This window comes from Streptomyces sp. Q6 (assembly GCF_036967205.1).
GTDB lineage: Bacteria > Actinomycetota > Actinomycetes > Streptomycetales > Streptomycetaceae > Streptomyces > Streptomyces citrinus.
The window spans coordinates 7413207-7437817 of record NZ_CP146022.1; the positions used below are offsets into that span (position 1 = coordinate 7413207).

At 71.6% G+C, this 24611-nt stretch carries 23 protein-coding genes and 1 pseudogene; 15 read left to right on the forward strand and 9 right to left on the reverse strand.

Annotated features, from left to right (window positions below; translation table 11 throughout):
- Positions 1-28: 28 nt before the first annotated feature.
- Entirely contained in the window at positions 29-901 is an 873-nt protein-coding gene (locus tag V2W30_RS34100) for an NAD(P)/FAD-dependent oxidoreductase (RefSeq protein WP_425244721.1), read from the reverse strand.
- A gap of 120 nt (positions 902-1021) precedes the next feature.
- Here V2W30_RS34100 and V2W30_RS34105 point away from each other — a divergent pair, with 120 nt between their 5' ends.
- Together V2W30_RS34105 and V2W30_RS34110 are read left to right on the forward strand one after the other, a co-directional pair.
- Complete coding sequence (locus tag V2W30_RS34105; protein WP_338702449.1) at positions 1022-2056, forward strand: oxidoreductase; 1035 nt, start codon at positions 1022-1024, stop codon at positions 2054-2056.
- A gap of 60 nt (positions 2057-2116) precedes the next feature.
- The gene (locus tag V2W30_RS34110; protein ID WP_338702450.1) at positions 2117-3754 is read left to right on the forward strand and encodes an ABC-F family ATP-binding cassette domain-containing protein; all 1638 of its coding nucleotides are present in this window, start codon (positions 2117-2119) and stop codon (positions 3752-3754) included.
- Positions 3755-3816: 62 nt separating this feature from the next.
- Here V2W30_RS34110 and V2W30_RS34115 read toward each other — a convergent pair whose 3' ends face one another.
- From V2W30_RS34115 to V2W30_RS34125, 3 genes are all read right to left on the reverse strand, one after another.
- On the reverse strand, positions 3817-6231 hold the full coding sequence (locus V2W30_RS34115) for a Tex family protein (RefSeq protein ID WP_338702451.1): 2415 nt from the start codon (positions 6229-6231) through the stop codon (positions 3817-3819).
- Positions 6232-6326: 95 nt separating this feature from the next.
- On the reverse strand, positions 6327-6461 hold the full coding sequence (locus tag V2W30_RS34120; RefSeq protein ID WP_338702452.1) for an LPFR motif small protein: 135 nt from the start codon (positions 6459-6461) through the stop codon (positions 6327-6329).
- An 83-nt stretch (positions 6462-6544) separates the two neighbouring features.
- Complete coding sequence (locus V2W30_RS34125; RefSeq protein ID WP_338702453.1) at positions 6545-7420, reverse strand: SCO6745 family protein; 876 nt, start codon at positions 7418-7420, stop codon at positions 6545-6547.
- A 115-nt stretch (positions 7421-7535) separates the two neighbouring features.
- Here V2W30_RS34125 and V2W30_RS34130 point away from each other — a divergent pair, with 115 nt between their 5' ends.
- Together V2W30_RS34130 and V2W30_RS34135 are read left to right on the forward strand one after the other, a co-directional pair.
- On the forward strand, positions 7536-8588 hold the full coding sequence (locus V2W30_RS34130; protein WP_338702454.1) for a GlxA family transcriptional regulator: 1053 nt from the start codon (positions 7536-7538) through the stop codon (positions 8586-8588).
- Positions 8537-9172, forward strand: a complete 636-nt coding sequence (locus tag V2W30_RS34135) for a DJ-1/PfpI family protein (protein ID WP_338702455.1) — start codon at positions 8537-8539, stop codon at positions 9170-9172. The genes V2W30_RS34130 and V2W30_RS34135 overlap by 52 nt, the downstream gene beginning before the upstream one ends.
- Positions 9173-9359: 187 nt before the next feature.
- Here V2W30_RS34135 and V2W30_RS34140 read toward each other — a convergent pair whose 3' ends face one another.
- On the reverse strand, positions 9360-10109 hold the full coding sequence (locus V2W30_RS34140; protein ID WP_338702456.1) for an enoyl-CoA hydratase/isomerase family protein: 750 nt from the start codon (positions 10107-10109) through the stop codon (positions 9360-9362).
- A gap of 64 nt (positions 10110-10173) precedes the next feature.
- On the opposite strand from V2W30_RS34140, the gene V2W30_RS34145 reads away from it, so the two are divergent.
- Together V2W30_RS34145 and V2W30_RS34150 are read left to right on the forward strand one after the other, a co-directional pair.
- The gene (locus tag V2W30_RS34145) at positions 10174-10851 is read left to right on the forward strand and encodes an HdeD family acid-resistance protein (RefSeq protein ID WP_338702457.1); all 678 of its coding nucleotides are present in this window, start codon (positions 10174-10176) and stop codon (positions 10849-10851) included.
- Positions 10852-10980: 129 nt separating this feature from the next.
- A complete protein-coding gene (locus tag V2W30_RS34150) occupies positions 10981-11487 on the forward strand; it encodes an ATP-binding protein (RefSeq protein WP_338703872.1) in 507 nt (168 codons plus the stop codon).
- Positions 11488-11490: 3 nt separating this feature from the next.
- On the opposite strand, the gene idi is transcribed toward V2W30_RS34150, so the two are convergent.
- From idi to galE, 4 genes and pseudogenes are all read right to left on the reverse strand, one after another.
- Entirely contained in the window at positions 11491-12084 is a 594-nt protein-coding gene (gene idi / locus V2W30_RS34155; protein WP_338702458.1) for an isopentenyl-diphosphate Delta-isomerase, read from the reverse strand.
- Between the two features lie 123 nt (positions 12085-12207).
- Positions 12208-12735 (reverse strand): N-acetyltransferase, encoded by a 528-nt coding sequence (locus V2W30_RS34160; RefSeq protein ID WP_338702459.1) that lies wholly within the window; start codon positions 12733-12735, stop codon positions 12208-12210.
- Between the two features lie 93 nt (positions 12736-12828).
- Positions 12829-13770: a cation diffusion facilitator family transporter gene (locus V2W30_RS34165; protein WP_338702460.1), complete on the reverse strand. Its 942-nt coding sequence runs from the start codon at positions 13768-13770 to the stop codon at positions 12829-12831.
- 178 nt (positions 13771-13948) lie between these two features.
- A pseudogene (galE, locus tag V2W30_RS34170) lies at positions 13949-14931 on the reverse strand (UDP-glucose 4-epimerase GalE).
- Positions 14932-15206: 275 nt separating this feature from the next.
- Here galE and V2W30_RS34180 point away from each other — a divergent pair.
- From V2W30_RS34180 to hpnD, 9 genes are all read left to right on the forward strand, one after another.
- The gene (locus V2W30_RS34180; protein WP_425244722.1) at positions 15207-16964 is read left to right on the forward strand and encodes a DUF5941 domain-containing protein; all 1758 of its coding nucleotides are present in this window, start codon (positions 15207-15209) and stop codon (positions 16962-16964) included.
- A complete protein-coding gene (locus tag V2W30_RS34185; protein ID WP_338702463.1) occupies positions 16961-17713 on the forward strand; it encodes a phosphocholine cytidylyltransferase family protein in 753 nt (250 codons plus the stop codon). The genes V2W30_RS34180 and V2W30_RS34185 overlap by 4 nt, the downstream gene beginning before the upstream one ends.
- A complete protein-coding gene (locus tag V2W30_RS34190) occupies positions 17701-18768 on the forward strand; it encodes an iron-containing alcohol dehydrogenase family protein (RefSeq protein WP_338702464.1) in 1068 nt (355 codons plus the stop codon). Before V2W30_RS34185 ends, V2W30_RS34190 begins: the two co-directional genes overlap by 13 nt.
- Entirely contained in the window at positions 18746-19525 is a 780-nt protein-coding gene (locus V2W30_RS34195; protein WP_338702465.1) for a CDP-alcohol phosphatidyltransferase family protein, read from the forward strand. Before V2W30_RS34190 ends, V2W30_RS34195 begins: the two co-directional genes overlap by 23 nt.
- Before the next feature lie 44 nt (positions 19526-19569).
- On the forward strand, positions 19570-20415 hold the full coding sequence (locus tag V2W30_RS34200) for a glycosyltransferase family 2 protein (RefSeq protein WP_338703873.1): 846 nt from the start codon (positions 19570-19572) through the stop codon (positions 20413-20415).
- A 95-nt stretch (positions 20416-20510) separates the two neighbouring features.
- Complete coding sequence (locus tag V2W30_RS34205; protein ID WP_338702466.1) at positions 20511-21440, forward strand: ABC transporter permease; 930 nt, start codon at positions 20511-20513, stop codon at positions 21438-21440.
- On the forward strand, positions 21433-22221 hold the full coding sequence (locus tag V2W30_RS34210; protein WP_338702467.1) for an ABC transporter ATP-binding protein: 789 nt from the start codon (positions 21433-21435) through the stop codon (positions 22219-22221). The genes V2W30_RS34205 and V2W30_RS34210 overlap by 8 nt, the downstream gene beginning before the upstream one ends.
- 415 nt (positions 22222-22636) lie before the next feature.
- Positions 22637-23536, forward strand: coding sequence for a squalene synthase HpnC (gene hpnC / locus V2W30_RS34215; RefSeq protein ID WP_338702468.1), 900 nt, complete (start codon positions 22637-22639; stop codon positions 23534-23536).
- Positions 23533-24483 carry a presqualene diphosphate synthase HpnD gene (gene hpnD, locus V2W30_RS34220; RefSeq protein WP_338702469.1) on the forward strand — a complete coding sequence of 317 codons (951 nt, stop codon included), beginning with the start codon at positions 23533-23535 and terminating at the stop codon, positions 24481-24483. The genes hpnC and hpnD overlap by 4 nt, the downstream gene beginning before the upstream one ends.
- The last annotated feature ends 128 nt before the right edge of the window (positions 24484-24611 follow it).

Here is a 24611-nt window from a genome sequence, read left to right on the forward strand (position 1 = left end):
CGCGCCCACCCGGGCGCGGCCCGGCGCCTCACACCAGATCCGCCGCTTCCTCCGCGCATCCCCAGGCCACGGTCACCCCGGCCCCGCCGTGCCCGTAGTTGTGCACCAACACCCGCCCGGACGCGGTCACTTCACGGTCGATGCGCACGGCGAGCCGCGCGGGCCGCAGCCCCACGCGGTGCCCGATCACGCGCGCCCCGGCGATCTCCGGCCGCACCGCCGCGCACCGCTTCACGATCGCCCGCGCCACCGCGGGCTCCGGAGCGAGGGACCACGCGTCCTCCTCGGCCGTGCCGCCCAGGATCAGTCCGCCGGGCTGCGGGAAGAAGTACGTCGTGGTGTCGGAAGCGGCGTCCGCGGCGGTGAACCAGGTGCGGACACCGGGGTTCTCCACCACCACCAACTGCCCGCGCACCGGCCGCACCGACGCGTCGGGGACCAGCTCCCGCGCCCCGAGCCCGGCACAGTTCACGACCACCGGCGCGGGCACGTCCCGCAGCGAGGTCACCGACCGCTCCTCCACGGCCACGCCCGCGGCCGCCAACTCCCCGCGCAGCCACGCCAGATGCGCCGGCATGTCGATCAGCGGAAGCCGCGCCGCAAGGCCCGCGTCCGTGTCGCGCAGCCCCGCCACCTCGCCCGCCCACACGCCGAGCCCGGCGAGCCGCGTGTCGGCGTGCACCCCGTCGACCATCCGCACGCCGGTCGTCTCCGGCCGCCTTGCCCACTCCTCGTAGCGCCGCAGCGAACGGACCGACCACGCGCCCACCCGCTCCACCGGATCGATCCGGTAGGGCCACCACAGCGCACCCGCGACGGCCGAGGTGGTCCGCCCGGCCGGCTCCCGCGACCACACCCGCACCCGGTGCCCGCGCCGGGCGAGAACCAGGGCGGTGGCCATCCCGATGACCCCGCCGCCGACCACGATCACATCACCGCTCAGCTCACTCTCCACGCCGGGACGGTAGCGGAATGTGCCATGCCGTGCTCACATCAGGTGTCAGGTGGGGATACTCACCTCATGTCTGCCGAGTACGCGACCTTCGGCCTGGCACCGGCGATGCGCGCCGGTGGAGTTCTCGCCAACGGTGACTACCAAGTCCACCGGGACTTCGTGGACTTCATCGTCGACGGGCGCCCGCTGCTGTTCCAGCTCTCCGACCTCGACGCCGTCTCTCCCCTGGCCGCCGACATCCCGCCCGCCATCTTCACCCACCACGTCAAGAGCCTGCTCCTGGAGGCCGAGGCACCGCTCGCCGAGGGCCGCTACATCATCTACGGCTGCCCCGAGTGCGAGGGCCTGGAATGCGGCGCGGTGACCGCCGTCATCGAGCACACCGGCGACGACGGCGACGACTACGTATGGCGCGACTTCGCCTGGCAGACCGAGGAGCACGCCGATCTGGAGCTCAACGGCTACCACGGCATCGGCCCGTTCCGCTTCCGCGGCGCCGCCTACCGCGCCGCCCTCGGCCAACTGCTCGCCGACCCCGTCGCACCGGCCGCCCGACGCCGGGTGCTGCTCATCGGCGCCCGGGTCGCCGTCCTCGCCAAACTCGCCGCCGCCCTGCGCACCATCGGTATCGGCGCCGACATCACCCAGGACGCGACGGGAGTCCCGCCCGAGGAACTGCGCGCCTACGGTGCCGTCGCCTTCGGCCGGGCGGTCGAGGAGCGCCAACGGGACGCAGTACGAAGGGAGTTCGAGCGCGCGGGCGCCGACGTGGCCTACGTGGACGGGCTCGCGCCGATCATCCCCCTCCTGGTCGCCCAGATCGAGAGCGCCCTCGACCGCGGGCCCGAGGAACAGCGCCGCCTCACCCGCCTGGTCGCCGCCGACGGCGAGGCGGGCCTCGAAGTCACCTCCACCTGCCGTGTCCGGATCACCGCGTACCGCCTCGACCGGCTCTACCGCACCCACGTCCACGAGGTCTTCGACGACGTCCTCGAACCGGGCCGGCACCGCGTCCCCCTCGATCCCCGGGCGACCAAGGGGGAGTCCTTCCTCGTGGCCCGCGCCACGGGAGGTGTGCTGGTGGCGCCCATGGCCCGCTGACCTGCCCGCAGGGTGCCGACGGCGCGGCGGCCCCGCGCTCCGATTAGGATCGGCGCCCTGATGACTGCCACCCTCGTAGCCAAGAATCTCGCCGCGGGACACGGCGACCGCTCCCTGTTCTCCGGGCTCGACCTCGTGGTCGCGCCCGGCGACGTGATCGGCCTCGTCGGCGCCAACGGCGCCGGAAAGTCCACCCTGCTCAAGCTCCTCGCGGGCCTCGCCGTGCCGGAGGAGGGCGAGCTGCGGCTCTCCCCGCCGACCGCGGCCGTCGGCCACCTGCCGCAGGAGCCGGAGCGCCGCCCCGGCGAGACGATCCGGGAGTTCCTCGCCCGCCGCACCGGCGTCGCCGACGCCCAGCGCGCCATGGACGAGGCCACCCAGGGCCTGGTCGACGGTACGCCCGGCGCCGACGACGCGTACGCCACGACCCTGGACCGCTGGCTGAACCTCGGCGGCGCGGACCTCGACGAGCGCGCCGAGGACGTCGCCGGACAGCTCGGCCTGCGCGTCGGCCTCGACCAGACGATGACGTCCCTCTCCGGCGGCCAGGCCGCCCGCGCGGGCCTCGCCTCGCTGCTGCTCTCCCGCTACGACGTCTTCCTCCTGGACGAGCCGACCAACGACCTCGACCTGGACGGTCTGGAGCGCCTGGAGTCCTTCGTGCGGGGCCTGCGCGCCGGCACCGTCGTCGTCAGCCACGACCGCGAGTTCCTCACCCGCACGGTCACCAAGGTGCTCGAACTCGATCTCGCGCAGCAGCAGATCAACCTGTACGGCGGTGGCTACGACGCCTATCTGGAGGAGCGCGACGTCGCCCGGCGGCACGCCCGCGAGGAGTACGAGGAGTTCGCCGACAAGCGGTCCGCCCTCGAAGGCCGCGCCCAGATGCAGCGGGGCTGGATGGACAAGGGCGTCAAGAACGCCCGGCGCAAGGCGACCGACAACGACAAGATCGGCCGCAAGTTCCGCAGCGAGGCCAGCGAGAAACAGGCCGCCAAGGCCCGCCAGACCCAGCGCATGATCGAGCGTCTGGACGTCGTCGACGAGCCCCGCAAGGAGTGGGAGCTGCGCATGGAGATCGCGGCGGCGCCCCGCTCGGGCTCCGTCGTGGCCTCGCTCCGCGACGCCCGGCTGCGGCGCGGCGACTTCGACTTCGGCCCGGTCACGCTCCAGATCGACTGGGCCGACCGCGTCGCGATCACCGGGGCGAACGGCTCGGGGAAGTCCACCCTGCTCGCCGCCCTGCTCGGCCGCGTCCCGCTCGACTCCGGGCACGCGACGCTCGGCTCGGGTGTCGTGGTCGGCGAGGTCGACCAGGCCCGCGCGCTTTTCCACGGCCAGGAGGCGCTGCTCGACGCGTTCTGCGCGGCCGTCCCGGAGACCGAGCCGGCCGAAGTCCGCACGCTGCTCGCCAAGTTCGGCCTGAAGGCCGACCATGTGCTGCGCCCGGCGGCGACCCTCTCACCCGGCGAGCGCACCCGCGCCGCCCTCGCCCTGCTCCAGGGCAGGGGCGTCAATCTCCTGGTCCTGGACGAGCCCACGAACCACCTCGACCTCCCGGCGATCGAACAGCTGGAGTCGGCCCTGGCGTCGTACGAGGGCACGCTCCTGCTCGTCACGCACGACCGCCGCATGCTGGACGCCGTCCAGACGACGAGGCGCCTCGAGGTGGCCGACGGCAAGCTGAGCGAGGTCTAGCCAGGACGGGGAACCGCGCGACCGGCCACCACGGGCCCGCGGTTCCCCACCCGCACAGGCCCCTAGGCCAGCCCGGCCTTCCGCAGGGCATCGGCCATCGCGGAGTTCGCGGCGGCGGGAGCGCCGCCCTGCCGCCCCTTGCCGCCACCGGAGCCCTGGCCCCCGGCACCCCGGCCGCCGGAACCGCGGGCACCCTGCCGGGACTGCTGCTGCGGCGGCTTGCGGTCACGGTCACGCGCACCGCGCTGACCGCCCCGCTCCCCGCCACCCCCGCCGGAGCCACTGGCGTCGTCGTCGAGCCGCAGCGTGAGCGAGATCCGCTTGCGCGGCACGTCCACGTCGAGGACCTTCACCTTGACGATGTCACCGGGCTTCACGACGTCGCGCGGGTCCTTGACGAACGTACGGGACAGGGCCGACACATGCGCGAGCCCGTCCTGGTGCACGCCGATGTCGATGAAGGCGCCGAACGCCGCGACGTTCGTCACGACCCCCTCGAGCACCATCCCCGGCTCCAGGTCGGAGATCTTCTCGACGCCCTCCTTGAAGGTGGCCGTCTTGAAGGCGGGCCGCGGGTCGCGCCCCGGCTTCTCCAGCTCCTTCAGGATGTCCGTCACCGTCGGCAGACCGAACGTGTCGTCCACGAAGTCGGCCGGCCTGAGCGAGCGCAGCGTCCCCGTGTCGCCGATCAGCGAACCGACCTCGCCGCCGGTCGACTTCGCCATCCGCCGCACCACCGGGTACGCCTCGGGGTGCACGGACGACGCGTCCAGCGGGTCGTCGCCGCCACGGATCCGCAGGAAGCCCGCGCACTGCTCGTACGCCTTGGGGCCGAGCCGCGCCACGGACTTCAGGGCCTTGCGGTTGCCGAAGGGGCCGTGCGCGTCGCGGTGCGCCACGATGTTCTCGGCGAGGCCGGAGCCGATGCCCGAGACGCGCGCGAGCAGCGGCGCGGACGCCGTGTTCACGTCCACCCCGACACCGTTCACACAGTCCTCCACGACGGCGTCGAGCGAGCGGGACAGCTTCACCTCACTGAGGTCGTGCTGGTACTGCCCGACACCGATCGACTTCGGGTCGATCTTCACGAGCTCGGCCAGCGGGTCCTGGAGGCGCCGTGCGATCGAGACGGCGCCGCGCAGCGACACGTCCATGTCCGGAAGTTCCTGGGAGGCGAAGGCGGAGGCCGAGTACACCGAGGCGCCCGCCTCCGACACCATCACCTTCGTGAGGTTCAACTCCGGGTGCTTGGTGATGAGTTCACCCGCGAGCTTGTCGGTCTCGCGCGACGCCGTGCCGTTGCCGATCGCGATCAGGTCGACCGCGTGCTCCTGGGAGAGCCTGGCCAGCTTGGCGATGGCCTCGTCCCAGCGGTTGGCCGGGACGTGCGGGTGGATGACGTCCGTTGCCACGACCTTGCCCGTCGCGTCGACGACCGCGACCTTCACACCGGTACGGAAACCGGGGTCGAGCCCCAGCGTCGCGCGCGTGCCCGCCGGGGCGGCGAGCAGCAGGTCACGGAGGTTCGCCGCGAACACCTTGACCGCCTCGTCCTCGGCGGCGGTCCGCAGCCGCATCCGCAGGTCGAGACCGAGGTGCACCAGGACGCGCGTGCGCCAGGCCCAACGGACCGTGTCCTGGAGCCATTTGTCGCCGGGCCGCCCCTGGTTCCTGATCCCGAACCGGTCGGCGATGATCGGCTCGTACGAGGACGTGGCTCCGGGGGCGTCGTCGAGCGGCTCCTCCGGCTCCAGGACGAGTTCGAGCACGTCCTCCTTCTCGCCGCGCAGCATCGCGAGGACGCGGTGCGAGGGGAGGTCCTTGAAGGGCTCCGCGAAGTCGAAGTAGTCGGCGAACTTGGCGCCCGCCTCCTCCTTGCCCTTCTTCACCTTCGCCGCGAGCCGCCCGCGCGCCCACATGCGCTCGCGCAACTCGCCGATCAGGTCGGCGTCCTCGGAGAACCGCTCGGTGAGGATCGCGCGGGCGCCGTCGAGCGCGGCCTGCGCGTCCGCGACCCCCTTGTCGGCGTCCACGAACGCGGCGGCCGCGGCCACCGGATCCACCGACGGGTCGCCCAGCAGGCCCTGCGCCAGCGGTTCGAGCCCCGCCTCGCGGGCGATCTGCGCCTTCGTCCGCCGCTTCGGCTTGAACGGCAGGTAGATGTCCTCCAGGCGCGCCTTGGTGTCGGCGGCGCGGATCTGCGCCTCCAGCTCGTCGGTCAGCTTGCCCTGCTCGCGCACCGAGTCCAGGACGGCGGCGCGCCGCTCCTCCAGCTCGCGCAGATACCGCAGCCGCTCCTCGAGCGTGCGCAGCTGCGCGTCGTCGAGGGACTCCGTCGCCTCCTTGCGGTAGCGGGCGATGAACGGCACCGTCGAGCCGCCGTCAAGCAGCTCGACGGCGGCCTTCACCTGCCGCTCCCGTACGCCGAGTTCCTCGGCAATCCTGCCTTCGATGGACCCAACAGTGGGTGTCGCCACGATCCCGTACCGCCTATGTCGACTGAGGTTGCGCGGCAATTGTGGCAGGTGACACCGACATCGGGGGATCAGGGCGCCGACCTGGAGAGCCTGTCTCACGCACGGCGCGCGCCGCCCCCGGAGCGCGACGCCCCGCCGAACAGCCGGGCGAGCGCGCGGAACGGCAGCGTCACCACGGTGGCGACGGCGCCGGCGATCTGACGCAGTACGTCGGCGATGGCACGGAACATGAAGGCTCTCCTTTCACGGCCCCGGCTCTGGTGGCCGGGGTGCTTCGAGGAGACCGGGTACCGCGTACGGCGCCGCTCAGACGTCAGGCGGCCTTGCCGATCAGATCGGCGGGGAACGCGCCGTTCTCGAGCGCCGCGCCCATGAAGCCGGCGGCGAGCTCGGAGAGCCGGGCCACACCGTCGTCGCCGAGGTGCGCGTAGGGCGCGCGGTCCAGCTCGTCCGTGCGCAGCTCGATCGCGGACCGCAGCGCCACGCCCTCCTCGGTGAGCGTCAACTCCTCGTCGGCGGTGAGCAGTCCGCGGGCCCGCAGCCGTCCGGCGGCCTCGTCGAACTGGGCACGGCTCCAGCCGCGCGTGGCGAGCAGCCACTTCGGGGCCATGCCCTTACCGGTCGCGACATGGCTGACGAGCGCCTCGACCGGGTCGAGGCCGGCGGCGAGCAGCGCGGCGAGGTGCCCGTCGCCGCGGTGCTCGCGCAGCAGCGTCGCCGCGTGCCAGTACGCCATGTGCGGCGCCTCGGGCACCGGGAGGTCGGCGTGGGCCGCGTACAGGGGACGCGCGTGGCGGGTGCACGCCTCGGTGGCGCGCAGGGCGAGCTCGGCGGCCTCGGCCATCTCCTTGGAGGCGAGCACCTCCGCGCCCAGCAGTCGGCGCAGCGTCGCGTCCACGGCACGCGCGCGTGCGGCGAGCACGGTCGCCGGGGACGCGGTCTTCCACACCTCGGGGACGTGCCGCGCCACGAGCTCGTGGTTGAAGTTGTAGAACGTCGCGCTCACCGTCCCGGCGCAGACCTCACCCATCGCCGCGGAGCGCACCGCGAAGTAGGCGGCACTGCGGTCGGTTACCCCGATCGCGGCCAGCTCCTTGCCGAGGTCGGGCGAGAAGTAGTGCGTGGAGTGGAACGGATTGACCACGTTGTGACAGCGGCGGGCGGCACGAAGGCGCGGGTCAGGAGTCATGCCCCGTACGTTACCGACCGGTCGGTACGTATGGCGACGAGGGGGAGTCCAGGAAGGCAGGAAAGGTGGGCTGCTCGTCATTGCGGCCATCGGGAGGGGCTCGAAGAATGGGGACATGCCGCAACGCACCGTCCTGGTCCCCCTCTTCGACAAGGTCCAGAGCCTCGATGTCACGGGCCCCGTCGAGGTCTTCTCCGGCGCCGCGCTCGCCGTCGGATCCGCCGACGACGGCTACCGGGTCCGCACGGCCTCCCTCGACGGAGCGCCGGTCCGTACGTCGAGCGGCCTCACCCTGGTCCCGGACGGCACGCTCGCGGACGCCCCTACCCCGCACACCCTGCTCGTCCCCGGCGGCCAGGGCACCCGCCACCCCGACCCGCACCTGATCGACTGGCTCCGGGAGACCGCCCCGCACGCCGAGCGGATCGTCTCGGTCTGCACCGGCGCGATCCTGCTCGCCCGCGCGGGCCTGCTGGACGGCCGCAGGGCCACGACCCACTGGGCCTACTGCGACACCCTCGCCCGCGACCACCCGGAGGTCGAGGTCGACCCGGACCCCATCTACGTACGCGACGGCAACGTGGCGACCTCCGCGGGCGTCACCGCCGGCATCGATCTCGCCCTCGCCCTGGTCGAGGAGGACCACGGCCGGCGGACGGCTCTGACGATCGCCCGCCACCTCGTCGTCTTCCTGCGACGGCCGGGCAACCAGGCCCAGTTCAGCGCCCAGCTCGCCGCGCAGACCGCCCGCCGCGAACCGCTGCGAGAGGTCCAGCAGTGGATCACCGAGCACCCCGACGACGACCTGTCCGTGGACTCCCTCGCCACCCGCGCCCGCCTCTCGCCCCGCCACTTCGCCCGCGCCTTCCAGGCGGAGACCGGCCTCACCCCCGGCAAGTACGTCGACCGCGTCCGCGTGGAACACGCCCGCCGCCTCCTGGAGGACACCCCCGACGGGGTGGAGGAGATCTCCCGGTCCAGCGGCTACGGCACACCGGAGGCGATGCGCCGCGCCTTCCTGAAGACCCTCGGCACGCCCCCGGCGGAGTACCGCCGCCGCTTCCACGCCCCGCACCCCGTGCACCCACACCCACCCGCAGAGCAGAAAGGCACCTCGTGCAGATCGCCGTCGTCCTCTTCGACCGCTTCACCGCCCTCGACGCCGTAGGCCCCTACGAGACCCTCGGCCGCCTCCCCGACGCCGAACTCGTCTTCGTCGCGGAGCGGCGCGGCCCGGTGCGCAGCGACACCGGAACCCTCGCCCTCGTCGCCGACAAGACCTTCGCCGACGTGCCGCACCCGGACATCGTGATCGTCCCCGGCGGCCCGGGACAGACCCCGCAGATGGAGAACGAGACCCTCCTCGCCTGGCTGCGCGCGGCCGACGCCACCAGCACGTGGACGACCTCCGTCTGCACCGGATCCCTGCTCCTCGCGGCCGCGGGCCTGCTCAAGGGAAGGCGGGCCACCTCGCACTGGCTCGCTCTCGACTTCCTCGAGCGGTTCGGCGCCGAACCGACCGGCGAGCGCGTCGTCGTCGAGGGCAAGTACGTCACCGCCGCCGGGGTGTCCTCCGGCATCGACATGGGCCTGACGCTGCTGGGCAGGATCGCGGGCGACGAACACGCCCAGGCCGTACAACTGCTCACCGAGTACGACCCGCAACCGCCCTACGACGCGGGCTCCCCGCAGAAAGCGCCCGCGCACCTCGTCGAGGAGTTCCGCTCCAAGAGCCGCTTCATCCTCACCTAGGGCCTGTCTCCCGGATCCCTCCTGCCCCGCGACGCCTGGCACGCGCTCTCGCCGCACCGGGCCCAAGGCCAAGTACATCCAGTACGAGGCCCTGCACCCGGCACGCCGAGAGCACGCACCGGACGCCGCAGGGCCCACTCTTCGGGCGGACGGAGGGATCTGGGAGGCAGGCCCTAAGACGCGGTCGTCACACGGTCCACTCGAAGCGCGGCGCCCGCCGCTCCAGGAACGCGGCGACACCCTCCGCGGTGTCGCCGCTGCCGCGCGCCTGCGCCGCCCAGTGCGCGTCCCGGTCCGTGCGCCCCGCCGCGAACTCCTTCGCCGCGGCCTGCGTGAGGAGGGAGCGGCCGACCAGGACTCGGGTGAACTCGGCCACCCTCTTGTCCAGGTCCGCCCCGTCCCACACCTCGTCGACGAGCCCGGTCCGCAGCGCCCGCTCCGTGCCGATCAACTCGCCCGAGAACAAGAGGTACTTGGCGGTCGCGGGCCCGACCAGCGCGGTGAGGCGGCGCGTCGACGACGCCGGGTAGACGATCCCGAGCTTCGCCGGTGTCACCCCGAACAGCGCGCCCTCGGCCGCGAACCGCAGATCGCACGCCGCCGCCAACTGACTGCCGCCGCCCACGCAGTAGCCCCGTACGACGGCCAGCGTCGGCTTCGGGAACGCGGCGAGCGCCTCCTCGGCCGCGACCGCGAGCCCCTGCGCGGCGCCGTTGCCCAGCGTCGAGATGTCGGCGCCCGCGCAGAACGTCCCGCCCGCTCCCGTCAGCACCACGGCACGGACCGCCGGGTCCGTCGCGAGCCCGTCGAGCAGCGGGGGCAGCGCGGCCCACATGCCGTCCGTCATGGCGTTGCGCTTCGCCGGATGGTCGATGACGACGGTCGCGACCCCGCCGGTGACGGAGTGGGTGAGCCGCGGCGCGGAGACGGGAGCCATGCGCCGGATGCTATCCGCCGCGGGCGAACGTACGATCGGAAGGGGGTGCCGACAGGAGGCGCCGATGGCTGAACCGCAGGACCAGGAAGCGGCCGGAGCGCCGCTGACCGGAAAGGCCACCACCGCCGACGAGCGCGGCCCGATCGGTCGGCGGCGGAAACTGCGCCGCGGTCTCGGCTGGCTCGCCGTTCTTGGCGGCGTTCTCGTCCTCGCGGGCCTCGTCGGCCTCGCCTACACCGCCTTCGCCACGCTCACCTCGATGCTGCTCTTCGGCTGGCTGCTGCTGCTCGGCGGCGTCATCGGCCTGCTGCACGCGATCCAGTCCCGCGGCACCCCCTTCTTCTGGCTCGGCGTCGTGGTCGCCGCGCTCAACCTCGCGGCCGGCGTCGTCGTCATCCGCCACCCCGAGGGCACCGCGGAGGCGCTGACCATGTTCGCCGCGCTGCTCTTCCTCACCGGCGGTGTCTTCCGGCTCGTCGGCGGGCTCGTGGTGCGGGGGCAGCACCTCGGCTGGACCCTGGTGCAGGGGGCGTTCGGCATCCTGCTCGGCGTGCTGGTCCTCGCCAACTGGCCGGAGAGCAGCCGCTACGTCCTCGGCTGCTTCTTCTCCCTCGCCCTGCTCTTCGACGGACTCGGGCTGCTGGCGACGGGTCTGGGCGGCCGGCGCATCGTCAGTCTCGTACAACAAGCTGAAGAGCCCCTGAAAGAGGACTCATTGGGGCGGGATCGATCGCAGAACTGACCCTGTCGTACGCCAGCGGTCAGATTCCGTCGATACGCGCTGACTTCTGGTCAGTCATCCGGTCCGGACCAGCCGATTCTCAACACTCGAAGGGTGGTGACTATCGAGCGCAAGGGCGGCGACGGGACGATGAGCGACCACGGATGGGGGTCCCGCCCAAGTCCTCAAGGCAGTGGGCACGTACCCCTCGACCGGCCGGCGGGCGAGGCGCTGCCGTACGAGGGGGTCTGGCGCTTCACCGCCGAGGCGGTCGACGCCTCCGTGCCGCAGGCCCGCCGCGCGGTGCGTGAACTGCTCGCCCGACAGGGCGTGCCCGCCTCCGACGAGCTGGTGCACGGGCTGCTCGTGATCGTCTCCGAGCTCGTGACGAACGCGGTGAAGCACGCCGCGCTGCTCTCCCCGATGCTCGCCGTGGAGGTGGCCGTCGGCGCGGAGTGGGTGCGCGTCTCCGTCGAGGACGAACACCCCTATCGCCCCACGGCGCTGGAGGCCACCAGCGGCCAGACCGGCGGCCGCGGACTGCTGCTCGTACGGGAGATCACCGCGGAGGCCGGCGGCGTCTGCGACGTCGCGCACACCGCGAGCGGGGGCAAGGTCATCTGGGCCGCCCTGCCCCTCAAGCCCCCGTACGCCTGAGCGTCACCAGCCGGCCGTCGGACCCGTCAGCTCCCTGACCGCCGGGCGCGCCGCGTCGAGCACGGTCATGAACCACGCGGAGAACGGGTCCTTCGCGTGCCGCTCGGCCAGCTCGTCGGCCGTCACGAACGCCGTCGCCCCGACCTCCTCGGGGTCCGGAACGAGCGGCGCCTGCACCATCCCCACGAAGAGGTGGTTGAACTCCTGCTCCACCAGGCCCGACTCCGGGTCCGGGTGGTTGTAGCGCACGGTTCCGGCCTCCGCCATCAGCGACGGCGAGACGCCGAGCTCCTCGAACGTACGGCGGGCGGCCGCCGCGAACGGGGCCTCGCCCGGGTACGGGTGCCCGCAGCAGGTGTTCGACCACACGCCGGGGGAGTGGTACTTGCCGAGCGCCCGCTGCTGGAGCAGCAGCCGCCCCTGCTCGTCGAAGAGGAACACGGAGAACGCTCTGTGCAGCTGCCCCGGCGCCTGATGCGCGGCGAGCTTCTCCGCCGTGCCGATCGTCCTGCCGTCCTCGTCGACGAGTTCCAGCAAGATCGCTTCTCCGGTGCCGTTCGACGAGCTGTTCGCCGCGGTGGCAGGTGTGATCGGCATACCCATCCTTCGCTTCGGTTTTCCGGACCAAGTCTGCCGTACGGGACGGAGACTCCCGGGCCATACCGTTCCCCGCATGTCCCGCCCGGCCGCGCGACCGGGCGGGACCACCGTAGGGCCCGCTCAGACGCCGAAAGCGGCCGGGTAGGTGATCGTGCCCCGCGGGACCTGCCCGGAATCGGGTCCACCGTCGAGGATCAGCGCCATCATCGCCTCGTCGGGCACGTCGAAGCCGGGCCTGATGCCGTACGTCGACGCGGGCACGAAGCCGAACCGCGGGTAGTACTCGGGGTGTCCGAGAACGAGCACGATCCGCTCCCCACGCGCGCGTGCCGCCTCCAGCACCGCGCGTACGACGGCCGAACCGGCCCCCGTGCGCTGGTCCTGCGGCCGTACGGCCACCGGCGCGAGGGCCGCCGCCGGTGCCCCGTCCACGGTGCAGCGGGTGATCAGCGCGTGCGCGGCGACCGTGCCGTCCGGCGCCTCGGCGACGTACGACAGTCCGTCGAGCCACGCGTCCTCGTCGGCACGCAGCGCGTCGACGAGATCGGCCTCGGCGGGGGTCGGGAACGCCGCGACGTTGACGGCGTGCACCGCCGCCCGGTCGGCGTCGGTCTCGGGGCGGGTGGACCAGGTACCGGTGTCGGTCAACGGAGGAACCTTCGGGTGAAGGGGCCCGCTCGGTGGAGGCGGGCCCGACGGGGTGCGGCGACAGGGTTCAGCGGGGGAGCGCGGTGGCGGCGTTCAGTGGCAGAGCTTCGCCTCGTGCTCGGCGTGCCCGGTGGGCTCCAGCTGGAACGTGCAGTGCTCCACGTCGAAGTGGTCGCCGAGGCAGCCCTGCAACTCGTGCAGCATCTTCTCGTTGCCGATCGCGCTCAGCACGTCGGGACTGACGACCACGTGCGCGGAGAGGACCGGCATCCCCGAGGTGATCGTCCAGGCGTGCAGATCGTGGACGTCCTCGACGCCGGGCAGCGCCAGTATGTGCGCCCTGACCTCCGCCATGTCGACGCCCCTCGGGGCCGATTCGAGCAGCACGTTCAGGGTCTCGCGCAGCAGCTTCACCGTACGCGGGACGATCATGAGTCCGATGACGATCGACGCGATCGGGTCGGCCGCCTGCCAGCCCGTCGTGAGGATGATCACGGCCGAGATCAGCACCGCCAGCGAGCCCAGCGCGTCGGCGGCCACCTCCAGGAACGCCCCGCGCACGTTCAGGCTCTCCTGCTGCCCCTTGACGAGCAGCGACAGCGAGATCATGTTCGCCGTCAGACCGATCAGGCCGTAGACGATCGTCAGGCCGCCCGCCGTCTCGGCCGGCTCCATGAAGCGCTGGACCGCCTCGTACAGGACGTAGCCGCCGACGCCGAGCAGCAGCAGACAGTTGGCGAGCGCGGCGAGGATCTCGGCCCGCGCGTAACCGAACGTCCGCTGCTCGCTCGCCGGACGGTTCGCGAAGTGGATCGCGATCAGGGCCATCGCGAGGCCGAGCGCGTCCGTCGCCATGTGGGCCGCGTCCGCGATCAGCGCGAGCGAGTCGGCCATGACGCCGCCGACGATCTCCACCACCATCACGGTCAGCGTGATCGACAGCGCGATGCGCAGCCGGCCCCGGTGGGCGGCGGCGGCCGTCCCCGTCGTGGGTCCATGGCTGTGCCCGTGGTCGTGGCTGTGCCCGACGCCCATCGAAACCGCCCTCCGTATCGGTTCGCGTGCCGCCCTGGTCGGGGGCGGCGATCACAGTGAACTACGGGGAGGGGGTATCCGCAAACACTGCACTGAACACCGTTGTCATATGCCCTGACCTGCGGAAACGCCCCTCGCGGGAATCTTCGTATGTACGCAGGTCAGGGCGCTGAGGAGATCACTTCGCGGTCGCCCCGGGGTGCCGCAGGCACCAGCCCGCCCAGGCCGACTCCACCATCTCGCGTACCCCGCGCGACGCCGCCCAGCCGAGCTCCTTCTCGGCGAGGGCCGAGGAGCCGACCGCGCGCGGCGCGTCCCCGGGCGGCGCGGCTCGACGAGCGCGGGCCTGCGGTCGCCGGAGACGTCCGCGATCACGTCCACGAGTTCGCGGACGGAGACGCCCTGCCCGGTGCCGATGTTCAGGGTCAGGTCGCCGCTCGCCCCGGGGCGCAGCAGCCGGCGCGCGGCGGCGAGGTGCGCCTCGGCCAGGTCGGCGACGTGGATGTAGTCGCGTACGCAGGTGCCGTCCGGGGTCGGGTAGTCGTCGCCGAAGATCCGCGGCGACTCCCCGCGCGTCAGGCGGTCGAAGACCATCGGGATCACGTTGTAGACGCCGATGTCGGCGAGCGCGGGCTCGGCGGCCCCGGCCACGTTGAAGTAGCGAAGGCAGACGGTCGCCATGCCGTGAGCCTGCCCCGCCGCCCGCACCAGCCACTCGCCGGCCAGCTTCGTCTCGCCGTACGGGTTCACGGGTGCACACGGTGTCGACTCGGTGATGAGGTCGGTGTCGGGGTTGCCGTAGACCGCGGCCGACGAGGAGAAGACGAAGCGGCGCACGCCCGCGGCGGCGACCGTCTCCAGGAGCGTGGCGAGCCCGCCGACGTTGTCCCGGTAGTAGAGCTCGGGCTTCTCGACCGATTCGCCGACCTGCTTGTGCGCCGCGAGATGCACGACGCCCGTGACCCCGTGCTCGGCGCAGACCCGGGCCACGAGATCCGCGTCCTGGGCGGAGCCGCGCACCAGCGGCAGCTCGGGGGGCAGCCGGTCGGGGACGCCCGACGTCACGTTGTCGAGGACCACGACGCGCTCCCCGGCGCTCGTCATCGCCCGTGCCACATGTGCCCCGATGTATCCGGCTCCGCCGGTGATCAGCCACGTCATGACGCACCACCCTAAGCGGGACCGCCACCGGTCGCGGGCGCCGGCGGGTTTGTCGCCCGGGGCCTTGATCGACAATGATGAACGGGCGGCCTGGCCTACGCAGACCGTGTGGGACAGGGGCCAATCGGGCCGTAAACGGGCGGTGAACGTCCACTTCTCATCATCCGATAGCCTCTGCCGACATGCCGCCCGGCCCCCGGAAATATCGGGGCTCAGGGCGCCCCTTCGTGCATGAGCCCGGCGCGCTCGCGTCGGCACCCAAGGAGTGAGTTCGTCTGTCGACCGCCATCGTCACCGGTCAGCCGGTCCCCGGGTCGTCCCTGGAGGGCGATCTGCGGGCGCTCGGCTTCGACGTTCGGCTCGCCCCGGACGCCGCGGACGCCGAAGCGGCGCTCGCGACCGTCCCCGGCGGCCAGCGGGTCGCGGTCGTGGACGCGGGATTCGTGGGCCATGTCCACGCCCTGCGCCTCGGCCTCACCGACCCTCGCTTCAACGCCTCGGCGATCCCCGGCGCCCTCGCGGTGCTGCCCTCCACCCGGCAGGCCCTGAACCGGGCCGTCACGGAGAGCGGCATGCACCCCGACGCCGTCGCCAAGTCCCTGGAGGCGGCCGGCACCGACGTGCACCGCCCCGAGCTCGGTGACCTCGTCGCCGCGGTGCCCACCGACCCGCAGGCCCGCAACGAGGTCCGCCAGTCCGTCGCCGCCGTCGACGACGAGGCGATCCGGCTGCGCACCGCCGTCAAGGCGCGGGACGGCTTCTTCACCACGTACTGCGTCAGCCCGTACTCCCGCTACCTCGCGCGGTGGTGCGCACGCCGCGGCCTGACCCCCAACCAGGTCACCACCGCGTCGCTGCTCACCGCGCTGATCGCGGCGGGCTGCGCGGCGACCGGCACGCGCCCCGGCTTCGTCGCCGCGGGCCTGCTCCTCCTCTTCTCCTTCGTCCTGGACTGCACGGACGGGCAGCTCGCCCGCTACTCGTTGCAGTACTCGACGCTCGGCGCCTGGCTCGACGCGACCTTCGACCGCGCCAAGGAGTACGCCTACTACGCGGGCCTCGCGCTCGGCGCGGCCAACGCCGACGGCGACGACGTGTGGGCCCTGGCCCTCGGCGCGATGGTGTTGCAGACCTGCCGGCACGTCGTCGACTTCTCCTTCAACGAGGCGAACCACGACGCCGCGGCCAACACCAGCCCCACCGCCGCCCTCTCCGACAAGCTCGACAGCGTCGGCTGGACGGTCTGGGTGCGCCGGATGATAGTGCTGCCGATCGGCGAACGCTGGGCGCTGATCGCGATCCTCACCGCACTGACCACCCCGCGCATCACCTTCGTCGTCCTCCTCGTCGGCTGCGCGCTCGCCGCCTGCTACACGACCGCCGGGCGCCTCCTGCGCTCGCTCACCCGCAAGGCCCGCCGCACCGACCGCGCCGCACAGGCCCTCGCCGATCTCGCCGACTCGGGGCCGCTCGCGCGGCTGTTCAGCAAGGTGAAGGTGCCCGCCCCCGCCCCTGTGATCGCCGCTCTCGGCGGCGTGGCCGTCGTCACGGTGAGTGCGCTCACGGATGTCGGCGGCACCTGGCCGATCGTCGTCGCCGCCGTGTACTGCGTCACGTCGGGCCTGGCCGTCGCCCGACCCCTCAAGGGCACCCTCGACTGGCTCGTGCCCCCGATTTTCCGGGCCTCCGAGTACCTGACCGTCCTGGTCCTCGCGGCCCGCTCGGAGGTGAACGGTGCCCTGCCCGCGGCTTTCGGGCTGGTGGCGGCGGTCGCCTACCATCACTACGACACGGTGTACCGCATTCGCGGCGGCACCGGGGCGCCCCCGCACTGGCTGGTGCGGGCGATCGGCGGGCACGAAGGCAGAACGCTGGTGGTCACGATCCTGGCCGCGCTGTTCACAACCACAGATTTCACCGTCGCGCTCACGGTCTGCGCCGTGTTCGTGGCACTCGTGGTGCTCGCCGAGAGCATCCGCTTCTGGGTCTCTGCTGGAGCACCCGCCGTACACGATGAAGGAGAACCCGCATGATCGGCCTCGTCCTGGCCGCCGGCGCCGGCAGCCGGCTCCGCCCCTACACCGAGACGCTTCCCAAGGCGCTCGTGCCCGTCGTGGGCGAGGGAACCGAGAACGAGCTCTCCGTCCTCGACCTCACCCTGAAGAACTTCGCCGAGATCGGCCTCACCGAGGTCGGCATCATCGTCGGCTACCGCAAGGAGGTCGTCTACGAGCGCAAGGCAGCGCTCGAGGCGAAGTACGGCCTGAAGCTGACGCTCATCGAGAACGACGTCGCCGAGAAGTGGAACAACGCCTACTCCCTGTGGTGCGGCCGTGACGCCATCAAGCACTCGGTGATCCTCGCCAACGGCGACACCGTGCACCCGGTCTCCGTGGAGAAGACGCTGCTCGCCGCCCGCGGCGACGGCAAGAAGATCATCCTCGCCCTGGACACGGTGAAGACCCTCGGCGAAGAGGAGATGAAGGTCGTCGTGGACCCCGACAAGGGCGTCCAGAAGATCACGAAGCTGATGGACCCCTCCGAGGCCACCGGCGAGTACATCGGCGTCACCCTCATCGAGGGCGAGGCCGCCGACGAGCTGGCCGACGCCCTGAAGGCCACGTACGAGCGTGACCCGCAGCTGTACTACGAGGACGGCTACCAGGAGCTCGTGAACCGCGGCTTCAAGGTCGACGTCGCGCCCATCGGCGATGTCCCGTGGGTCGAGATCGACAACCACGAGGACCTGGCCAAGGGGCGGGAGATCGCGTGCCAGTACTGACGAGGCTCATCCCCTCGCCGGTCGTCGTCGACATCCGGCCGGGAGCGCTCGACGACCTGGCCAAGGTCCTCGCCGACCAGAGGATCTCGTCGTCCACGGGGCGCCTGGCCATCGCGATCAGCGGTGGCTCGGGCGCTGCCCTGCGCACCCGCCTCGCGCCCTCGCTGCCCCGCGCCGAGTGGTTCGAGGTCGGGGGCGGCACCCTCGACGACGCCATCCAGCTCGCCGACGACATCAAGAAGGCGGGCCGTTTCGACGCCGTCGTCGGCCTCGGTGGCGGCAAGATCATCGACTGCGGCAAGTTCGCCGCGGCGCGCGTGGGCCTGCCGCTGGTCGCCGTCGCGACGAACCTGTCGCACGACGGCCTGTGCTCGCCGGTCGCGACCCTCGACAACGACGCGGGCCGCGGCAGCTACGGCGTGCCGAACCCGATCGCCGTCGTCATCGACCTCGACATCATCCGTGAGGCCCCGGCGCGCTTCGTGCGCTCCGGCATCGGTGACGCCCTGTCCAACATCTCCGCGGTCGCGGACTGGGAGCTCGCGGCCCGTGAGCGCGGCGAGGACATCGACGGTCTCGCGGCCGCCATGGCCCGCCAGGCCGGCGAGGCCGTGCTCCGGCACCCGGGCGGCGTCGGCGACGACGGCTTCCTCCAGGTGCTCGCCGAGGGCCTGGTCCTCACCGGCATCGCCATGTCCGTGTCGGGCGACTCCCGTCCGGCGTCCGGCGCCTGCCACGAGATCAACCACGCCTTCGACCTCCTCCACCCCAAGCGCGCCGCCAGCCACGGCGAGCAGTGCGGCCTGGGCGCGGCCTTCGCGATGCACCTGCGCGGTGCTCACGAGGAGTCCCGCTACATGGCCGAGGTGCTGCGCCGCCACGGCCTGCCCGTGCTGCCCGAGGAGATCGGCTTCACCGTGGACGAGTTCGTCAAGGTCGTGGAGTTCGCTCCGCAGACCCGGCCGGGCCGCTACACGATCCTCGAACACCTCGACCTCTCCACCGACCAGATCAGGGACGCCTACGCCGACTATGCAAAAGCCATCGGTAGCTGAGCTCCGCCCGGTCGTTCACCCCGCGGGCGTGAAGGACCGCCGGAGCGGTGAGCACTGGATGGGCCGGCTCTACATGCGCGAGATCTCGCTGCGTGTCGACCGGCACCTGGTGAACACCAAGGTCACGCCCAACCAGCTGACCTACCTGATGACCGTCTGCGGTGTCCTCGCGGCTCCCGCGCTCCTCGTCCCGGGCATCTGGGGCGCGGTCCTCGGCGTTGTCGCGGTGCAGCTCTACCTGCTGCTCGACTGCGTCGACGGCGAGATCGCGCGGTGGCGCAAGCAGTACTCGCTCACCGGCGTCTGGATGGACCGCGTCGGCGCGTACCTCACCGACGCCGCCGTCCTCGTCGGCTTCGGCCTGCGTGCCGCGGACCTGTGGGGCGGCGGCCGGATCGACTGGCTGTGGGCCTTCCTCGGCACGCTCGCCGCGCTCGGCGCCATCCTGATCAAGTCCGAGACGGACCTGGTCGCCGTGGCCCGCGCGCAGAGCGGCAAGGAGCAGGTCAAGGAGGCCGCGTCCGAGATGCGCTCCTCGGGCATGGCGCTGGCCCGCAGGGCCGCCGCGATGCTCAACTTCCACCGGCTCATCCTCGGCATCGAGGCGACCCTGCTCATCCTGGTCCTCGCGATCGTGGACCAGATGCGGGGCGACCTGTTCTTCACGCGCCTCGGTGTGGCCGTCCTCGCGGGCATCGCGCTCCTCCAGACGCTGCTCCACCTCGTGTCCATCCTCGCTTCGAGCAGGCTGAAGTGAGCACGCCGGCACGGCAGGCGAAGGTCGGCGCGGTTGTCATCACCATGGGCAACCGGCCGGCCGAGCTGCGCGCCCTCCTCGACTCGGTCGCCAAGCAGGACGGCGCCCCGGTCGAGCTGGTCGTGGTCGGCAACGGATCACCCGTCCCGGACGTCCCCGAAGGCGTACGGACCGTCGAGCTGCCCGAGAACCTGGGCATCCCCGGCGGCCGCAACGTCGGCATCGAGGCGTTCGGCCCGTCCGGATCCGACGTCGACATCCTCATGTTCCTCGACGACGACGGCCTGCTGCCGCTCACCGACACGGCCGAGCTGTGCCGCGAGGCCTTCGCCGCCGACCCGAAGCTCGGCATCATCAGCTTCCGCATCGCCGACCCGGACACCGGCGAGACCCAGCGCCGCCACGTCCCGCGGCTGCGCGCCGCCGACCCGATGCGCTCCTCGCGCGTGACCACGTTCCTCGGCGGCGCCAACGCCGTCCGTACGCGCGTGATCGCCGAGGCCGGACCGCTGCCCGCCGAGTTCTTCTACGCCCATGAGGAGACCGATCTCGCCTGGCGTGCCCTCGACGCGGGCTGGATGATCGACTACCGCGCCGACATGGTCCTGCACCACCCGACCACGGCCCCCTCCCGGCACGCGGTCTACCACCGCATGGTGGCCCGCAACCGGGTCTGGCTGGCCCGCCGCAACCTGCCCGCGCCGCTGATCCCCGTGTACCTCGGCGTGTGGCTGCTCCTGACCTTGGCCCGCCGTCCCTCGGGCCCGGCCCTGAAGGCCTGGCTGGGCGGTTTCAAGGAAGGCTGGACGACGCCGTGCGGCCCTCGGCGTCCGATGAAGTGGCGTACGGTGTGGCGCCTGACCCGACTGGGCCGACCTCCTGTCATCTGACAAGCTCATGTCTGAGAGCATTCGGGCCGTACCCGGTCCCTGGCTCCTCGCCTATGCCCGACCAGGCTGTGCTTTTGAAGACGAAAGTTCCCCTTGTGAGTGAGACAACGCATGACGGCGGTGTCGCGGTGAGCGCCGCCCCGTCGCCCGACGACGGGCTCTCCCCGGCCGAGCTCGCCGCCAAGTACGGCTTGTCCGTCAGCGGAGCGCGGCCCGGCCTGTCCGAGTACGTACGGCAGCTGTGGGGCCGACGGCACTTCATCCTCGCCTTCTCGCAGGCGAAGCTGACGGCCCAGTACAGCCAGGCCAAGCTCGGCCAGGTCTGGCAGGTGGCGACCCCCCTCCTGAACGCCCTCGTCTACTACCTGATCTTCGGCCTGATCCTGGGCGCGAACCGGGGCATGGACAAGGAGGTCTACATCCCGTTCCTGGTGACGGGTGTCTTCGTCTTCACCTTCACGCAGTCGTCCGTCATGGCGGGCGTACGCGCGATCTCCGGCAACCTGGGCCTGGTGCGCGCCCTGCACTTCCCGCGCGCCTCGCTGCCCGTCTCCTTCGCGCTCCAGCAGCTCCAGCAGCTGCTGTTCTCGATGATCGTGCTGTTCATCGTGGCGTGCGCCTTCGGCAGCTTCCCGTCCCTGTCGTGGCTGCTGATCGTTCCGGTCCTCGCGTTGCAGTTCCTCTTCAACACCGGACTCGCGCTGATCATGGCCAGGGCGGGCGCGAAGACCCCGGACCTCGCGCAGCTCATGCCGTTCGTGATGCGTACGTGGATGTACGCGTCCGGCGTCATGTTCTCCATCCCGATCATGCTGGAGGGCAAGCCGACCTGGATCGCCGACGTCCTCCAGTGGAACCCGGCGGCGATCTACATGGACCTGATGCGGTTCGCGCTGATCGACGGCTACGGCTCCGAGAACCTGCCGCCGCACGTCTGGGCGGTCGCCCTCGGCTGGGCCGTACTGGTCGCCGTCGGCGGCTTCGTCTACTTCTGGAAGTCCGAGGAGCGGTACGGCCGTGGCTGATCTCGACAAGAACCCCTCCGACGCCCGCGTTCCCACGGTCATCGCCGACGAGCTGCACATCGTGTACCGCGTCAACGGCGCCAAGACCGGCAAGGGCAGCGCGACGTCGGCACTGAGCCGCATACTCAAGCGCGGCGAGGAGCGCGGCGTGCGCAAGGTGCACGCGGTCAAGGGCGTCTCCTTCACGTCCTACCGGGGCGAGGCCATCGGCCTCATCGGCTCGAACGGCTCCGGCAAGTCGACGCTGCTGCGCGCCATCGCCGGCCTGCTCCCCGCCGAGAAGGGCAAGGTCTACACCGACGGCCAGCCCTCGCTGCTCGGTGTGAACGCGGCCCTCATGAACGACCTCACGGGCGAGCGCAACGTGATCCTCGGTGGCCTCGCCATGGGCATGTCCCGCGAGGAGATCAAGGCGCGCTACCAGGACATCGTCGACTTCTCCGGGATCAACGAGAAGGGTGACTTCATCACCCTGCCGATGCGCACCTACTCGTCCGGCATGGCGGCCCGCCTGCGGTTCTCCATCGCGGCCGCCAAGGACCACGACGTGCTGATGATCGACGAGGCCCTGGCGACGGGTGACCGCAAGTTCCAGAAGCGCTCCGAGGCCCGCATCCGCGAGCTGCGCAAGGAGGCCGGCACGGTCTTCCTGGTGAGCCACAACAACAAGTCCATTCGCGACACCTGTGACCGCGTTCTGTGGCTGGAGCGCGGGGAACTGCGTATGGACGGTCCGACGGGCGAGGTACTCAAGGAGTACGAGAAGTTCACGGGCAAGTAACCGCCCGGCTCCGCCCCGCGTCATAGGAGGCTCCACCGACTCGTATCGGTGGAGCCTTCCATGTGCTTGCATCGGCCAACTGTTTTCCGATCACGGTCAAGGACCGGTCAACTTCCTTGCCCTGAAGGAATCTTGGCGTCAATCGGTGTGTTGTTGTGATGTGCGGAACACCCCGCCGCGGCGAGCATCGTTGTACAACGTAAGCTGTACCGGTGCCTATTCGCGGCAAGTGGGGCGATAATGCGCGACACTCGGCCCGGCAGGGGTTGGGTCACCGCGCGGAAGTCCGGGCGGCGTGTCCGAAATAGGATGTATTGGGTCAGCAGTGTAGAACGGGAGACGTGACGGCAATGGCTACGGAAACTCTCCAGGTCCACGGGGCTTTTGCCGTCGTTCCGGAAGCGGACCGCACGCGGTGACCGCATCCCGCCCGCGCCCCGGTACCCCGGAGAGCGCCACCCTGGACAAGGCCGCCGACGAGAACTTCCCGGTGGCCCCCTTCTTCCTGCCGCGCGCCTGGCGCGACGACCTGATGGCCGTGTACGGGTACGCGCGCCTCGTCGACGACATCGGTGACGGCGACCTCGCGCCCGGCGGCGCGGACGCCCGTTTCCTCGGTGTCTCACCCGATCGGGCCGACGACCGGCTCGCGATGCTGGACGCCTTCGAAGCGGATCTGCGCCGGGTCTTCGACTCGACCCCCAGACATCCGCTCCTGAAGGCCTTGCAGCCCACCGTCCGCCGCCGCTCCCTGACCCCCGAGCCGTTCCTCGGCCTCATCCAGGCCAACCGCCAGGACCAGCTCGTCGCGCGCTACGAGACGTACGACGACCTCCTCGCGTACTGCGAGCTCTCCGCCAACCCGGTCGGCCGCCTCGTCCTCGCCATCACCGGCACCGCGACCCCCGAGCGGATCCGCCGCTCGGACGCCGTCTGCACGGGCCTCCAGATCGTCGAGCACCTCCAGGACGTGGCCGAGGACCTGGGGCGGGACCGCGTCTACCTGCCCGCCGAGGACATGAAAGAGTTCCACGTGCAGGAGTCCGATCTCGCCCTGGCGACGGCGGGCGCGTCGGTGCGCGCCCTGGTCGCGTTCGAAGCGGAACGCGCCCTCGGGCTCCTGAATGAAGGCACCCCCCTCGTGGGTAGCGTCCACGGCAGGTTGAAGCTGCTGCTGGCCGGGTTCGTGGCAGGGGGGAAGGCGGCGGTGCACGCGATCACCGCCGTTTCGTACGACGTCCTTCCTGGACCACCCAAACCCACCAAGCTCCGGCTATTGCGCGAGGTGGGAGCGACTCTGCGAGGAGAGGGGTGAGCAGAACCGTGGAGTCTGACCAGCAGATGTCGGCACCGGTGCTCGCCGCATACAGCTACTGCGAGACGGTCACCGGCCAGCAGGCACGGAACTTCGCCTACGGGATCCGGCTGCTGCCGACCGCCAAGCGGCGGGCCATGTCGGCGGTGTACGCGTTCTCGCGCCGTGTCGACGACATCGGTGACGGCACGCTGGCGCCCGACGTCAAGGCGCTGCGGCTCGACGAGACCCGGGCGCTGCTCGCGCGGGTCCAGAACGGCAAGGTCGAGGAGGACGACACCGATCCGGTGGCCGTCGCGCTCGCCCATGCCGCCGACCGCTTCCCGATCCCGCTCGGCGGGCTCGACGAACTCATCGACGGGGTCCTGATGGACCTGCGCGGCGAGACGTACGAGACCTGGGACGACCTGAAGGTGTACTGCCGCTGTGTCGCGGGAGCCATCGGACGGGTCTCCCTGGGCGTGTTCGGCGCGGAACCGGGGGCGCGCGGCGCCGACCGTGCGCCCGAGTACGCGGACACACTCGGGCTCGCGCTCCAACTGACCAACATCCTCCGGGACGTGCGCGAGGACGCCGCCGACGGTCGCACCTACCTGCCCGCTGACGACCTCGCCAAGTTCGGCTGCTCGGCCGGGTTCGACGGGCCGACACCGCCGCCCGGCTCGGACTTCGCCGGCCTCGTGCACTTCGAAGTGCGGCGCGCCCGCGCGCTGTTCGCCGAGGGGTACAAGCTGCTACCCCTGCTCGACCGGCGTTCCGGCGCCTGCGTCGCCGCCATGGCCGGCATCTACCGCCGCCTGCTCGACCGCATCGAGCGCGAGCCGGAGGCCGTGCTCCGCGGCCGCGTCTCGCTGCCCGGACACGAGAAGGCGTACGTCGCCGTGCGCGGCCTGTCCGGGCTCGACGCGCGCACGGTCTCCCGCACCGCCCTCAGGAGGCGCGCCTGATGGGCACCACCGGTCTCGGTGCAGCGAGGAACGCGAAGCGGCGGGCAACCCTCCGGCGCGACGCGGCGTCCCTGCATGCAACGGTCGGCCGCGTGTTCGTCACTTCTGTCGAACCCCGCCGCACCCCG